The sequence below is a fragment of the Flavivirga eckloniae genome (genome assembly GCF_002886045.1).
In the GTDB taxonomy this organism is placed as follows: Bacteria; Bacteroidota; Bacteroidia; order Flavobacteriales; family Flavobacteriaceae; genus Flavivirga; species Flavivirga eckloniae.
This window is the reverse complement of the sequence record NZ_CP025791.1, coordinates 2,241,052-2,256,375: the sequence shown is the minus strand read 5'-3', so window position 1 is coordinate 2,256,375 and position 15,324 is coordinate 2,241,052. Positions and strand designations below refer to the sequence as shown.

16 protein-coding genes are annotated in these 15,324 nt (G+C 34.0%); 10 read left to right on the top strand and 6 right to left on the bottom strand.

Features of this window, described 5'->3' with window-relative positions; genetic code table 11:
- Positions 1 to 121: 121 nt before the first annotated feature.
- From C1H87_RS09285 to tsaB, 10 genes are all read left to right on the top strand, one after another.
- Positions 122 to 838 carry a hypothetical protein gene (locus tag C1H87_RS09285; protein WP_102755538.1) on the top strand — a complete coding sequence of 239 codons (717 nt, stop codon included), beginning with the start codon at positions 122 to 124 and terminating at the stop codon, positions 836 to 838.
- A 100-nt stretch (positions 839 to 938) separates the two neighbouring features.
- Entirely contained in the window at positions 939 to 1,685 is a 747-nt protein-coding gene (locus C1H87_RS09280; protein ID WP_102755537.1) for an SCO family protein, read from the top strand.
- Between the two features lie 71 nt (positions 1,686 to 1,756).
- Complete coding sequence (locus tag C1H87_RS09275; RefSeq protein ID WP_102755536.1) at positions 1,757 to 2,290, top strand: DUF420 domain-containing protein; 534 nt, start codon at positions 1,757 to 1,759, stop codon at positions 2,288 to 2,290.
- Positions 2,291 to 2,835: 545 nt separating this feature from the next.
- Positions 2,836 to 3,054 carry a hypothetical protein gene (locus C1H87_RS09270; RefSeq protein WP_102755535.1) on the top strand — a complete coding sequence of 73 codons (219 nt, stop codon included), beginning with the start codon at positions 2,836 to 2,838 and terminating at the stop codon, positions 3,052 to 3,054.
- 95 nt (positions 3,055 to 3,149) lie between these two features.
- Positions 3,150 to 3,851, top strand: coding sequence for an ABC transporter ATP-binding protein (locus C1H87_RS09265; protein WP_102755534.1), 702 nt, complete (start codon positions 3,150 to 3,152; stop codon positions 3,849 to 3,851).
- Positions 3,844 to 5,073, top strand: coding sequence for an ABC transporter permease (locus tag C1H87_RS09260; RefSeq protein ID WP_102755533.1), 1,230 nt, complete (start codon positions 3,844 to 3,846; stop codon positions 5,071 to 5,073). Before C1H87_RS09265 ends, C1H87_RS09260 begins: the two co-directional genes overlap by 8 nt.
- A 1-nt stretch (position 5,074) precedes the next feature.
- Positions 5,075 to 6,319 (top strand): ABC transporter permease, encoded by a 1,245-nt coding sequence (locus tag C1H87_RS09255; protein ID WP_102755532.1) that lies wholly within the window; start codon positions 5,075 to 5,077, stop codon positions 6,317 to 6,319.
- A 12-nt stretch (positions 6,320 to 6,331) separates the two neighbouring features.
- On the top strand, positions 6,332 to 7,462 hold the full coding sequence (locus C1H87_RS09250) for an efflux RND transporter periplasmic adaptor subunit (protein WP_102755531.1): 1,131 nt from the start codon (positions 6,332 to 6,334) through the stop codon (positions 7,460 to 7,462).
- A gap of 26 nt (positions 7,463 to 7,488) precedes the next feature.
- Positions 7,489 to 8,874 (top strand): TolC family protein, encoded by a 1,386-nt coding sequence (locus tag C1H87_RS09245; RefSeq protein ID WP_102755530.1) that lies wholly within the window; start codon positions 7,489 to 7,491, stop codon positions 8,872 to 8,874.
- Positions 8,875 to 9,101: 227 nt separating this feature from the next.
- On the top strand, positions 9,102 to 9,779 hold the full coding sequence (tsaB, locus tag C1H87_RS09240) for a tRNA (adenosine(37)-N6)-threonylcarbamoyltransferase complex dimerization subunit type 1 TsaB (RefSeq protein WP_102755529.1): 678 nt from the start codon (positions 9,102 to 9,104) through the stop codon (positions 9,777 to 9,779).
- On the opposite strand, the gene C1H87_RS09235 is transcribed toward tsaB, so the two are convergent.
- The 6 genes from C1H87_RS09235 to C1H87_RS09210 form a co-directional block, all read right to left on the bottom strand.
- Complete coding sequence (locus C1H87_RS09235; RefSeq protein ID WP_102755528.1) at positions 9,776 to 10,588, bottom strand: mechanosensitive ion channel family protein; 813 nt, start codon at positions 10,586 to 10,588, stop codon at positions 9,776 to 9,778. The genes tsaB and C1H87_RS09235 overlap by 4 nt on opposite strands.
- A gap of 31 nt (positions 10,589 to 10,619) precedes the next feature.
- The gene (locus tag C1H87_RS09230) at positions 10,620 to 10,973 is read right to left on the bottom strand and encodes a DUF1304 domain-containing protein (RefSeq protein ID WP_102755527.1); all 354 of its coding nucleotides are present in this window, start codon (positions 10,971 to 10,973) and stop codon (positions 10,620 to 10,622) included.
- A gap of 13 nt (positions 10,974 to 10,986) precedes the next feature.
- Positions 10,987 to 11,781: a cation transporter gene (locus C1H87_RS09225; RefSeq protein ID WP_102755526.1), complete on the bottom strand. Its 795-nt coding sequence runs from the start codon at positions 11,779 to 11,781 to the stop codon at positions 10,987 to 10,989.
- A gap of 52 nt (positions 11,782 to 11,833) precedes the next feature.
- The gene (locus tag C1H87_RS09220; RefSeq protein WP_102758223.1) at positions 11,834 to 13,870 is read right to left on the bottom strand and encodes a thioredoxin domain-containing protein; all 2,037 of its coding nucleotides are present in this window, start codon (positions 13,868 to 13,870) and stop codon (positions 11,834 to 11,836) included.
- 192 nt (positions 13,871 to 14,062) lie between these two features.
- Positions 14,063 to 14,263 (bottom strand): dodecin family protein, encoded by a 201-nt coding sequence (locus C1H87_RS09215; RefSeq protein ID WP_102755525.1) that lies wholly within the window; start codon positions 14,261 to 14,263, stop codon positions 14,063 to 14,065.
- Positions 14,264 to 14,331: 68 nt separating this feature from the next.
- A complete protein-coding gene (locus C1H87_RS09210) occupies positions 14,332 to 15,237 on the bottom strand; it encodes a NifU family protein (protein WP_102755524.1) in 906 nt (301 codons plus the stop codon).
- Positions 15,238 to 15,324: the final 87 nt, after the last annotated feature.

Genomic DNA, 15,324 nt, shown 5'->3' with positions numbered 1-15,324 from the left:
TAATGCTTGTAGCAAGCAAGCCAAAACAAGTAAAGTGTTAAATAAGAAATATAAAGACGGTTTTTAAACCGTCTTTATTTATTTTTGCAAACACAATTTTTTATAAAAAAACTGTTATTTGATGGATTACAAAAAAGTACGTCGGTATGTGGTTTTAGGAATTTTGTTTTTTCTTCCTGTAACATTTTTATTGTTCTTATATCCTGCAACCCATAATTACACACCGCTTGATATTGTTAATGAATCCGTATTGGATATAGAACAGTTTGATTCAGCTTCCGAAGAGAAAATCGTTTTAAAAGATCATATTACAGTATTAGGTTTTTTTGGAAGCCGTCCTTTAGATAAAGCTACAGCAGCATCCAATTTAAAAGAGCTGGTTTACGATAAGTTTAAAGGCTTTAAACGATTTCAAATAGTAATACTTATGCCTCATGGTACAGAAGATGCAGTAGACGAACTTAAGGCAGAAATTAGCTCGTATGAAGATTTAAGGTTTTGGCATTTTGTTTTTGGAGGACATAGTAAAATTCAGGAAGTGTTTTCTAGTTTAAGAAGTAGTATCAATATTTCAGATTATTTAGATACCGATCAAGTATTTATTATAGATAAAGATTTAAACCAAAGAGGTCGACTTGATGATAGAACTGATAACGAGCTTGAAAAGAATAAACCCATATATGGTTTAGATTCTTATAACTGTATTGAAGTCGCAGAAATTAAAAATAAGATGAGTGAAGATATGCGCATTTTGTTTACGGAATACAGACAAAAAAGAAAAGGAGAATTTAACTCTGATACCAGAAGAGCTAGCGATTTAAAATCTGAATCAAATTGAGTTGAGACCTTTAGTAAAAGAGTGCTTCGCTTACTTCGGCTAGGCTCAGTACAGGTTGCTCACATAAACTAAAGACGAAGGAAACTATAAAAACAAAAAAATGAGTAAAAAAACGAATTATTCATATATAGGAATAGCATTCATTATTCTGGTTTTCGGTATTATTTTTATACCAAGAATTGTAGATAGAATTTCCAACAAAGATATTACCAGAAAAGAAAGCAGAAGTGATTTCACGGATGATAAAAAATCGGCGTTATCAGATTTAGCCTTTATAGAAATAAACGGTGAGCCAAAAAAAGTACCAGCCTTTTCCTTTACAAATCAAGATGGTAAAACCATAAGCAATAAAGACTACGAAGGAAAGGTGTTTGTTATAGAATTCTTTTTTACAACATGCCCTACGATTTGTCCGAGAATGAATGCCAATCTCATTCAAATTCAAAATACTTTTAAGAGTTTTGATGATTTTGGTGTGGCATCATTTACGATAAACCCCGATTATGATACACCAGAAATTCTTAAAGCCTATGCAGAGAAATATGGTGTAACGAATCCTAATTGGCATTTAATGACTGGGGATAAAGAAACTATTTACAAACTGTCGAACCAAGGGTTCAACTTATATACAGGAGAGGAAGAGGATGCCGCAGGAGGCTTTGAGCATTCAGGCAACTTCGCTTTAATTGATAAGAACGGATACATTAGGTCAAGAAAAGATGATTTTGGTAATCCGATTATTTATTACAAGGGTATCATTTCTGAGGAAGAACAAATGGATGACGATGGTGTAAAGGAGGAAATAAGTGCATTAAAAGAAGATATAAAGAAATTACTTAACGAATAATCGGTGTCATTCAGAGTGACCTGTACTGAGCCTAGCCGAAGTAAGCAAAGAATCTATTATAAAGAATACTTATGATTGAAAACACAAACATAGCAGACGAAAAAAAATACAATAAACTAATCGTTGCATTGTCGATATTAATACCAGTAGTGGTGGCCGTTTTATTTGGAATTAAAATTCCGAATGTAGAACCATTAACCTTTTTACCACCGATTTACGCGACTGTAAACGGTATAACAGCATTGGTTTTAGTGTTGGCAGTTTTTCAAATTAAAAAAGGGAACAGGACAACACATGAGAAGTTAATGAAATTGGCTATTATGCTTTCAGTATCGTTTCTGGCTATGTATGTAGCTTATCATATGACGAGCGATTCTACAAAGTACGGAGGAGAAGGAGCTATTAAATATGTTTACTACTTTATACTGCTAACGCATATTTTATTATCGATTGTAGTTATTCCGTTTGTGCTTATTACATACGTTAGAGGTATAACAAACAATATAGAAAAACATAAAAAAATAGCGAAAATAACCTATCCGTTATGGCTATATGTTGCCGTTACCGGAGTTGTAGTTTATATTATGATTTCTCCGTACTATTAATGAAACTCTACTTTTAGGAGCGGGCACCGCGAACTAAAAGTAGCTAGTTGAATTAATCCCGCTAGAGAGCGGGATCTAAAAAAGAATATTATCTCACTCTACTTTTAGGAGCGGGCACCGCGAACTAAAAGTAGCTAGTTGAATTAATCCCGCTAGAGAGCGGGATCTAAAAAAGAATATTATCTCACTCTACTTTTAGGAGCGGGCACCGCGAACTAAAAGTAGCTAGTTGAATTAATCCCGCTAGAGAGCGGGATCTAAAAAAGAATATTATCTCACTCTACTTTTAGGAGCGGGCACCGCGAACTAAAAGTAGCTAGTTGAATTAATCCCGCTAGAGAGCGGGATCTAAAAAAGAATAATATTTCACTCTACTTTTAGGAGCGGGCACCGCGAACTGAAAGTAGCTAGTTGAATTAATCCCGCTAGAGAGCGGGATCTAAAAAAGAATAATATTTCACTCTACTTTTAGGAGCGGGCACCGCGAACTAAAAGTAGCTAGTTGAATTAATCCCGCTAAAGAGCGGGATCAATAAATCTATAAAATGAAACAAAAAAGTATCCTTTTTCTCTTTTCTCTTTTCTTTTTTCTAAAAGGAAATACCCAATGCGCCATGTGTCGTGCGGTTTTAGAAAGTGAAGAAGGACAAACAGCAGCAGAAGGCATTAATGATGGTATTGTATATCTGATGGCTATTCCGTACATTTTAATGGGAGGATTAGCGTATTTCATTTATAAGAAATACAGTACGTTAAATAAATAATAAAAACTTTTCGGAACAATTTTTGTAACATTTCTTTGTCTTTGAAGTCTAATTGTAAAGCTTAATAAAAAAGTTTTCATTAATCACCCCTAGAAATGTTAAAAATCACTCAACTGCACAAGTCCTATCCAATAGGAGATTCTAGTTTACATGTTTTAAAAGGTATTGACCTTGAAGTTGAACAAGGAGAAATGGTAGCCATCATGGGATCTTCTGGATCTGGAAAATCTACATTACTTAATATAATTGGAATGTTGGATGAAGCAGACGAAGGAGATTACATTTTAGATGGATTACGCATTGAGAATCTTACGGAAAAAAAAGCCGCAGTTTACAGAAATAAGTTTCTTGGATTTATATTTCAATCATTCAACCTTATTAATTATAAAAATGCATTAGAAAACGTAGCCTTGCCTTTATATTATCAAGGAATGAAACGTAAAGAGCGCCAAGAGAAGGCTCTGTTTCATTTAGAAAAGGTAGGATTGGCAGACTGGGCGGAACACTTGCCAAAAGAGCTTTCTGGAGGGCAAAATCAACGTGTTGCCATAGCCAGAGCTTTAGCTGCGAATCCTAAATTGTTACTAGCCGATGAGCCCACGGGAGCTCTAGATACTAAAACTTCTCATGAGATTATGGCTTTTATCCAGCAATTGAATGATGAAGGAAAAACCATTTTAATGGTAACTCACGAAGAGGATATTGCCAACATGTGTAAACGAATTGTTCGATTGAGAGATGGTGTTATTATGGAAGATTCGAAAGTAGAACAAGTAAGAGCCGAGCAGTATGTTTGATCTGGATCTTTGGCGGGAAATATTTCAAAGTATAAATAAAAATAGAACACGAAGTCTACTATCTGGCTTTACGGTAACGTTTGCAATATTGTTGTTTGCCATCCTTTTCGGGATATCCAATGGTTTACAAAATACCTTTGAAGAGGCTTTTAAAGACGATGCCACCAATTCCATCTTTATCAATTCAGGAAGAACAACAAAGGCCCATAAAGGTTTGCAAGCTGGTAGACGTATTACATTTAAGAATAAAGATTTCGATTATGTAAAAGATGAATTTGGAAATAAAATAGAGTTCATTACCGCACGAATTTATAGAAATGTTCAGGCTTCATTTCAAAACGAACAAAATACTTACGATTTAAGAGCTGTTCATCCCGATCATCAATTTTTAGAAAAAACCTTAATAAAAGAAGGAAGATATATCAATCAAAACGATGTTAATAATAGAACTAAGGTTGTTGTTATTGGTAAGTTGGTTGAAGAAGATCTGTTTTTAAGAACAAAAGCCTTAGGGAAATATTTAAACTTAAGTGGTGTACAGTATAAAGTGGTAGGGGTTTTTACAGACGATGGAGGTGATAGCGAAGAGCGTAAAATTTACATGCCGGTAAGTACAGCACAGCGCTTATACGGCAATAACGATTATATAGATCAAATAAACCTTACTTATAATCCGGAAATGAACTACGATAAAGCCATTGCTTTTGGAAATCAAATTACCAAAAAGCTAAAGGATCGTTTTTCGGTAGCCAAAAGCGATCAACGAGCTGTAAGAGTTAGAAACATGGCAGAGGCATCTAAAAATGTTCAGCAATTCAGTTTTATCCTTGGTATTATCATTTTTATTATAGGTTCAGGAACGCTCGTAGCCGGTGTTGTAGGTATTAGTAATATCATGATTTTTATAGTAAAGGAACGTACTAAAGAAATAGGGATTCGTAAAGCATTAGGGGCTTCGCCCAGATCGATTGTATCAATCATTTTAATAGAATGTATTATTATAACCGGAATAGCAGGGTATGTTGGTTTGTTACTAGGAATAGGAATTTTAGAATGGATGGGGCCTAGTTTAAAAACGTACTTTATAAAAGATCCTGCAGTTAGCACCAGCTTAGTGGTTGGAGCAACCATTACTTTAATAATTGCAGGAGCTATTGCAGGGTATTTCCCGGCAAAAAAAGCATCAAAAATAAAACCTATTGTAGCATTAAGAAACGATTAATATGTTTAAGTTTTTATTCGATAGAGATACATGGCAAGAACTTTACGATAGTTTTAGTAAAAATAAACTAAGATCGGCTTTAACCATGGTTGGCGTTTGGTGGGGAATCTTACTCTTAATTGTTTTATTAGGTTCTGCAAGAGGTTTAGAAAATAGCTTTAATCGTTTGTTTGGTGATTTTGCAACCAATAGTGTTTTTGTATGGGGGCAAAGTACAAGCAAGCCCTTTAAAGGATTTCAAGAAGGTAGACGTGTGCGATTATCATTAACAGATGCAAAAAAAATAGAAGAAAACGTTGAAGGAATAGAATTTGTTGTTCCAAGAAGCCAGAATCAAGCAACAGTAGTTAGAAAATTCCTTTCGGGAAGCTTTCAAATGGCAGGCGATTATCCGTTGTTAGATCAAGTACAGAAGAAAAAGTTAATACATGGAAGATTTATCAATCAAAATGATATTGATGTTGATAAAAAAGTAGTGTTATTGTCTGAAGATACATATAAGCAATTATTCGAAAAAGACGAAAACGCTATTGGGGAATATGTAGAAATTAATGGCATGAGTTTTAAAGTTATTGGGATCTTTAAAAATGGCGATGTTAATATGGGACCAACAACAGATATGCATATTCCGTTTACAACATTTCAGCAAATATATAATATGGGAGATCAGATTGGGTGGATGATGATAACAGGAAAACCAGAATATGATATTAAACAAATAGAAGCCGATGCTAAATTATTGATTAAGAATTTAAATAAAATTCACCCTAAAGATAACCGGGCACTTGGGAGCTTCAATTTAGGTAAGGAGTTTGGTAAAATAACAGGGTTTTTAACAGGTATGCAATTTTTAACTTGGTTTGTCGGTATCGCAACATTGTTTGCTGGCGTTTTTGCAATTGGGAACATACTACTTATAACAATAAAAGAGCGTACCAAAGAAATAGGTGTACGACGTGCTTTAGGAGCAACTCCTTTTGAGATTAAGAGACAAATAGTTTTAGAAGCAGTTTTTATAACAATAGTTGCCGGTATAATTGGGATAATAACAGGAGGATGGATTTTAATTTTAATAGACGCCATTTATGGTCAAGGAACAGAAGCAGCTCTTGTAAACGCTTCAGTTTCGATAGCTGTTGTATTTATAGCCTTAATAATATTAGTGATTTTAGGGACTTTAATCGGGTTAATTCCGGCATTTAAAGCCACAAGCATAAAACCAATTCAAGCATTAAGAGAAGAATAAACAATCAAAGAAATGAACAAGACAGTAAGAATTATTGTAATAATAGTAGCGATTATACTATTAGCATGGGTGTTAAAGTACTTTAAAGATGCCAATTCGAAAGATGTTGTAGATTACAAAATAGAAGAACCGTTTTACACTTCTATAAATACCAAGGCAGTAGCTACCGGTAAATTGAATCCAGAAGAGGAGATTGAGTTGAAGCCCCAAATTTCAGGAATAGTAGATGAAATTCTTGTTGAAGAAGGTGATATTGTAAAAAAAGGAGATCTTATTGCTAAAATTAGGGTCGTGCCTAATGAGCAAAGTTTGGTAAGTGCAAAAAGTAGAATCGCTTCGGCAAAATTGTCTTTCGATAATGCCAAAGTATTGTATACTCGAAATAAAACATTATTTGATAAAGGTGTTATTTCAGTTCAGGATTTCGAAAACAGCGAACTGTCGTACAATCAGACTAAAGAATCGTTAGCTCAGGCACAAAACGATTATCAAATTATTAAAAGAGGCTCTATTTCTGGAGGTAGTGCAGCAAATACCAATATTATTGCTCAAATAGCAGGAACAATTTTAGAAATTCCGGTAAGAGAAGGAGATCAAGTAATACAGAGTAATAATTTTAATGCAGGAACAACCATTGCTACCATTGCCGATATGAGTTTAATGATTTTTGAAGGAAAAGTAGATGAAGCCGAGGTAGGGAAGCTAGAAGAAGGTAAAGAGATAAAAGTAATACTTGGAGCGATTAACGATAAAGAGTTTCCTGCTAAGTTAACTTTTGTGGCTCCAAAAGGAAAAGAAGAAAACGGAGCGGTTCAGTTTACAATAAAAGCGAATGTAAGTATAGATTCTACTACCAATATAAGAGCCGGATATAGTGCTAATGCAGAGATAGAAATAGAAAGCAAGGATAGTGTTTTGGCCATTAGGGAAGCTTTGCTTCAGTATAACAGAATTACCGAAAAACCTTTTGTTGAAGTTATGAACGGTAATAATAAGTTTAAAAAGGAAAATGTTAAGATAGGTTTATCCGATGGTATTAATGTCGAAATTACAGAAGGAGTAAAAGAAGGAGATAAAATTAAGGTGTGGAACAAGGCTTCCAAGGATAATGAAGATGACGATGAAGAAAACGAAGAAGATTAATGATTAAGAAGATTAAACCACTCGCTATGAAACGATATTTATTTGTATCAGCATTTTTGTTAATCGGTTTAGCATTATCTGCACAAGAAAAAAAATGGACACTTAAGGAATGTGTGAATTATGCTATAGAGAATAACCTCTCTGTAAAGCAAGCAAGATTTGATGCAGAAACAGCAAAGCAAGATGTAGTAGATGCCAGAGGAAATTTTCTTCCATCAGTTAGTGCATCTGCATCACATACTTATAATTTTGGCTCTTTTATAGATCAAAATGGAGGACGTATATCTATAGACAGTAGGGGGAATAGCTTTAGTATAGGGACTGGTGTTACTATATTTAATGGGTTTAGAAATACAAACTTATATAAGCAATCTAAACTTGGTTTGAAATCTAGTCAAATACAACTAGATATATTAACCGATAATATGTCTCTTAATATAGCCAATGCCTACTTAAATATTTTGCTTAACAAGGAAAATTTAAAAATAGCCTTAGAGCAGATAGAGGTAACTCAAAAACAATTAAATCAAGCAAAGGCTTTTGTTGAATCTGGGGTAAGAGCAAGATCTACAATATTAGAAGTTGAGGCACAACTTGCAACAGATAATGAACGATTAGTAAATGCTCGAAATAGTGTAGACTTGGCTTTATTAAATTTAGCACAGTTATTACAAATTACTCATAAAGGATTTGATGTTGAAGATGTTCTTTTAGAAGTATCGTCACTAGCTATAGCATATAATAATTCGGATGATATTTATAACGTTGCAGAAACTAAACGACCAGAGATAAAAAGAGCAAATTTAGATATAGAAAATTCGGATTTATCAATTGAAATTTCTAAAAGTGCTTTTTTACCATCTTTAAGTTTTAGTGCAGGAGCAGGAACTTCCTACCAACATAGCCAGGGGCAAAGAGATGTAAGACCAGAAGTTCAAATAAATGATCCCAACGATCCCAGCGACGATGTTTTGGTATTTGTTCCAAACGGATTTGGACGGCAGTTGGAAGACAACTTAGGTTATAATTTGGGTTTTAGTCTCAGTATTCCAATTTTTAGTAGATTTAAGAATAAAGCCAATGTTAGTAAAGCTAGAATAAATAGAGAGAAGAGTGAACTTAGACTGGAAGAAGAAAAACAAACACTTAGGTCTAATATAGAACAAGCTTTTGCAGATGCTAAAGCGGCTTTAAACCAATATCTAGCATCAGAATCATCGGTTAAGCTGCAACAAGATGCTTTGCAAAATGCACAAGAACGATATACCTTGGGAGTTATAAATTCTTTTGATTTTGAACAAATTAGAAATCGATTAATAAATGCTCAAGCATCCTTGATTAATGCAAAGTATAATTTTGTTTTTAAGACAAAAGTTTTAGACTTTTACATGGGAAAATCTTTAACTAACTAATTGAAGAAATAGTTGAGGCTTCCTAAAAGTTTATTTTTTGTGTCATTGCGAAGGAGGTACGACTGTGGCAATCTATTTACTATTAACTTAAAAGTTGTTTAAGTAAAGAAAAGATAGATTCTCACGTCGTCCCGATAGCCATCGAGACTCCTCAGAATGACAAAACAAACTTTATGGATAACCTCTTTCCATTTAAATAATGGTATTTTTTTGACAGAAAGAACAAAATGAGCACATACATTTTAAGTATAGAAACAGCAACAACGAATTGTTCCGTATCACTTTCAAAAGATGGGGAAACTGTAGTTTTAAAAGAAGACTACGATAAAAACTATTCGCATGCCGAAAGACTTCATGTTTATATAGACGATGTTTTAAAAGAAGCCAAAATAATATCGGACAATATAGATGCAATAGCCGTAAGTAAAGGCCCTGGATCTTATACCGGCTTACGAATTGGAGTTTCGGCCGCAAAAGGGCTTTGTTTTGCTTTAAACAAGCCTTTGATTTCTGTTTCTACTCTGGAAGCTTTAGCACATCAGGTTATCTCCAATGATGGGGTTATTGTGTCTATGTTAGATGCCAGAAGGATGGAAGTGTATTCCGCTATTTTTGATGTCAACCATAGTCAAGTGCGAGACACAGAAGCACAAATTTTAGATGAAAACGCCTTTGAAGATTATTTAGAAAAAGGAACAGTTCATTTTATTGGAAATGGTGTTGAAAAAGCAAAAACATTAATCAAACATCCTAATGCCGTTTTTGTTGATGGTAAATTACCTTCTGCAAATGAAATGAGTCATTTAGCTTATAATAAATACAAAATAAGCGACATAGAAGATGTCGCTTATTTTGAACCTTATTATTTAAAAGATTTTGTGGCTTTAAAACCTAAATCTGTTTAAGCATTTTTACGAATTTCAACTTGATGTGGATATGGAATTTCAATACCTGCAGCATCAAGAGCTTCTTTGCATTTTTCAAGTGTTCCAAAATACACGTCCCAGTAGTTATCTACAGTAGACCATGGGCGTACTGCGAAATTAACCGAACTGTCTGCTAATTCAGATACATTTACACCAGGGGCCGGATCTTGAAGTACTTGTGGGTTAGACGTAAGAACATTCAATAAGACTTCCTTGGTTTGTTTTATATCGGCATCATAACTAACTCCAACGGTTAGGTCTACACGTAGTTTTCCTTCGGTAGAATAATTGGTTATATTTCCATTGGAAAGTGCTCCATTTGGAATAATGACTTCTTTATTGGTTGGTGTTGTGATTTTTGTAGTAAAGATTTCAATTTCTTTAACAACTCCTAATTCTCCCTGGGCTTCAATTAAATCTCCAATTTTAATGGGTTTAAAGATCATGATTAAAACGCCACCGGCGAAATTCCCTAAAGACCCTTGTAATGCCATACCAACAGCTAAACCAGCGGCAGCAAGAATAGCAGCAAAAGAAGTTGTTTCTATGCCTAATTGCGATAAGATAGCAAGGAATAAAAGGATTTTTAACATCCAACCAATTAAATTGAGTAAGAACTTTTGCAAGCTTTTATCGTAATTGGCTTTGTTCATCACTTTGCCAATCATTTTATTGATTCTTTTAATAATCCAGGAACCAATAATCCAGATGAGAATAGCCCCTATTACTTTAATACCGTAGTTTTGAATGAATGTTAATCCAGTTTCAATCCATTTTTCTAAATTCATGATGCTTTATTTTAAAATTATGAGTTAAGTTTTAAAAGAAGCAGGTTAGTAATGCCAAAATTGCTGGCACTGACTGTACATAAAATAGTTTTGCTTTCTTTGTGGAATAAGACCCATAGATGCCTGCTATGGTCACACAAATAAGAAAAAAAACAGAAAAGATTTGGTTGTTTAATATTAGGGAAAAGATAAGTCCAGCAGCCAGAAAACCGTTGTATAGTCCTTGATTGGCCGCTAGTACTTTAGTGTCTTCGGCATATGCCTTAGATTTTAGCCCAAAGGTTTTAATACCTTTTGGTTTGGTCCATAAAAACATTTCCAGAACAAGAAAGTAAAGATGTTCTATAGCAACTAGTACAATTAATATACTTGTTATAAGTGTCATACCTTAGGTCGTTTTATTTTCCAAGTTTTAAAATCCTCGTTGCACCTTGAATGACTAATATAAAAACTATTATACCAATTATCAAATCAGGTTTGTTTGAGTTTAGCCAATTAACTAAAATTGCGGCAATAATAACTCCCAGATTAATGATTACATCGTTGGAAGTAAAAATCATACTCGCTTTCATATGTGCTTCCTCTTTACTTTTAGATTTTTGAAGCAAATACAAGCAAATGCCATTGGCAATTAATGCCAAAATAGAAATAATGATCATTACCTTAAAGTCCGGTAAATTTTCAGATCCCAAAAACCGTCTCAAAACTTCTATTAGCCCAATTACTGCAAGGGTTATTTGAAAATATCCAGCAATTTTAGCAATCCGTTTTTTTCTTGTTAAAGTACCGCCTACTGCAAAAAGACTAATTCCATAAACAAACGAATCGGCAAGCATGTCTAGACTGTCGGCTACCAAACCCATTGATTTTGAAATGAGCCCAGTTGCTATTTCAATTAGGAAGAAGGTGAAATTGATAGCGAGGACAGACCATAGCAACTTTTTTTGATTTGTGTTTTTTTCAAATTCGGTTAACTCGGTCGGTTCGGTGGTTAGTTTTTGTCCACCTAAATTTAGTTGAAGAATGGAATTTTCAATTTGGTCAATCTGTCCATTATGAAACACAATCAATTTTCGGTTCGGAATATCAAATTCCAAATTCTTGATGCCCGAAATACCGTCCAATTTCATTCGAATTAGATTTTCTTCCGAAGGACAGTCCATTTTGGCAATTCTAAATGTGGTTTTTTCCATTCATATTCTCCTTCTTAATTGGTTGCAACATATTTAAATATTGCAAAAAGGGTCATTTCTTTAATAAGGTAATAGCCTTATCGACTTCCGATACAGGAAGTTGGCAGACTTTGTTTACACAAACATAAATAAAGGTGTTATCTGGGCTATATCTATTTTCTAATAGCGGTAGATTGTTTTCGGTAGTGCTAGCTGCAATAAGTTTATTTGGAAGGTAGGTTTTATTTAATTCGCTAATCTTCTGCTTAGCATCTTTTCCAACTATGGCAACTTCATAATATGGATTGGTATAGTTTAGCATTAAACCTAGCCAGTTTGAATATGCCGATGGATACTCCTGCATTTCTGGCTTTACATTGTTTAGCATACTTATAGCAGTTTCTCTGTAATGTGCATTATCAAAGTAATGCGATAGTTTGAAAAGGCTCTTTGCCATAATGGAATTACTGGCAGGAATAACATTGTCTCTATATTCAATACTTCTAGAGACTAAGGACTCGTCTTCATCCGAAGTGAAGAAAAACATTTTACTAGTATCATCAAAAAAATGATCGAACGTATAGTTAGCCAAGTCTCTTGCGGTAGTTAACCATGTTTCATTTAAGGAGCTTTCATAAAGCGTTAAAAAAGCATCAATTGTAGCCGCATAATCTTCTAAATAACCATTAATAGTGCTCTTTCCGTTTTTGTAATTATGAAATAAACCGCCATCTTCCCGCAGTTGATTGTTAATTATAAAATTGGCGTTTTTTTCAGCTGAAGCTAAATAAGATGCCTCACCAAAAACACGATATGCATCAACATAGCCTTTAAGCATTAAAGCATTCCACGAGGTTAGTGTTTTATCATCTAACCGAGGCTTGGAGCGTTTATCGCGAATAGGAGTTAAAGTTTCTTTCCAGTGTTTTTTCTTTTCAGCTAAAATAGCTTTGGTTACTTGATGCTTTTCAATGATTTTTTCATCATCGTCCTTTCTAATTAAAACATAATTGCCATGTTCCCAAAGACCATAACCATTAATGTTGTAATAATCGGAAAACAATTCGTAATCGTCTTTTAGAATCGTTTTTAAGCTATCTTTTTGCCAAACATAAAAAGCACCCTCTTCTAGTTCGCCTTCTGGAGTATTGCTGTCTGCATCGAGTGATGAGTAAAACGCACCATTTTCGGTAGTCATATCGCGTTTTACATACTCTAGGGTTTCTGTAACAATATCTTTATACAGTTCATTTTTAGTGATGAGGTAAGCATCAGAATACAGGCTTACCAACTGTGCATTATCATAAAGCATTTTTTCAAAATGGGGTACATGCCATTTCTTATCTACCGAATATCTGGAAAAACCACCACCAATTTGATCGAAAACACCACCATACGCCATTTTTTTGAGCGTTAAATTTACATAGTCTTGAAGTTTTTCGTCATTGGTTTGATAGGCATACCTTAATAAAAAATGATAGTTATTAGGCATCATAAATTTTGGCTCCCTATTCATACCACCAAGATTGTTATCAAATTGAGTAGACCATGTTTTAATGGCATCACTTATATAATCGCTTTCAAAAACAGGTTCGTCTGTATTTAAAGTTACTATATCCAAGGTTTTTAATCCTTGCTCAAGTTTATCGGCGTATTCATATAATTTTTCAGGCTTTTCGGTATACAGTTTGGAGAGTTGCTCTAAAGCACTCACCCATTGTTGTTTAGGTAAATAGGTTTCTCCCCATACAGGTCTGCCATCTGGTAAGGCTATAGCATTTAAAGGCCAACCACCTCTTCCGGTCATAAGTTGCACAGCATTCATATACACTTGATCTACATCTGGGCGTTCTTCCCTATCAACTTTTATATTTATAAAGTTTTTATTCATGACTTGAGCCACCAAGCTGTCTTCAAAGCTTTCATGCTCCATAACATGGCACCAATGGCAAGCGGAATAACCTACACTAATTATAATTAATTTATTTTCGGCTTTAGCCTTAGCTAATGTTTTTTCGTTCCAAGCATTCCAGTTAACAGGATTGTGGGCATGTTGCAACAAGTAAGGACTTGTTTCATGTATTAGGTCATTGGTATATTTGTGTTCCATAGATTTTGTGTTCTGACCTTTGCAGCTTATAATTAAAATAATGAAAATGAGTAAAAGTGGTTGTAAATGCTTCATTTATCAAAGTTAGGGAAATTTAGGCATAAAAAAAGAAGCTACTTGAAAAGAGGTAAAAGTTTAATTATGACATTAAACCAGCTTTTCAAATAGCTTCTTATTTATTAAAAAAGGAACTTAATTTACTTCAAAAGTAATTTTAAGATTCACTCTATATTCTGTAACGTCTCCATCGCTCACACTAGCACTTTGGTCTTGAACATATACAGAACGGATATTTTTTACGCTTTTAGAAGCATGTTTCACTGCTTTTTTTGTGGCATCTTCCCAACTCTTTTCTGAGTTTGATAAAACTTCGATTACTTTTAATACTGACATGGTTTTGTTTTTAAGTTAAAATTACCTGTGCGGTAATCACTTATTTTGACACATGTCAATTAAAAAAGTCACCCATTAATAGCTTCTACCATATCAACTTTACCGGGAAGCATTTCTTTTAGCATGTTTTCTATACCGCTTTTTAAGGTATATGTAGACGAAGGACAACCACTGCAAGCTCCTTGAAGCATTACACTTACAGCTTTAGTGTTTTCGTCGTATGATATAAATTGAATATTACCACCATCGCTAGCTACTGCAGGTTTTACATATTCTTCGAGAATATTTATAATTTGCTTTGATGTGTCATCTAATTTTTCAAAATTATCATCCAGTTGCGTTGACGTTTTTTGTAACGTTTCTGCAGCATTTGGCAATACAACATCTTTTCCGTTTTCGATATAGTTTTTTATAAACTCACGTATTTGTATGGTAATATCTTGCCATTCTGCCATATCGTATTTGGTAATCGATACATAATTCTCATCTATAAAAACGCTTTTTACAAACGGAAAATGGAATAGCTCTGTTGCCAAGGGCGATAATTTAGCCTCGTCGATAGATGTGAATTCAAAAAGCGATGTTACTATTTTTTTATTAGCTACAAACTTCATGGTAGCCGGATTTGGTGTGCTCTCGGCATAAACCGTTATAGGAACTTTTTTTGTGGTGTTTTCAGATTCTTCTATTACCACGCCACCATCGTTTAAATAGGCTTCAATTTGTTGGGCAACTTCATCTTGAACATCAGTCCATTCTACGATATTAAACCGTTCTACAGCTACAAAATTTCCAGAAATGTAAACCTTTTTTACAAATGGTAAATAGAATAATTGTTGTGCTAATGGCGATGCTTTTGCTTCGTCTATATTGTTAAATTCAAAGCTCTGATGCTTTGTTATGAATTGATTTAATTCAAATTTAATGATAGTATTGTTTGATGTTTCTTGCACAGAAACCTTGAAAGTGCTCATTTTAGCTAATTTTTTACAAAAATACTAAAAGAAAACTTTAGATACTATATATTTGAGTTTATGACTTGCGGTTTATGAAAGAAAAAG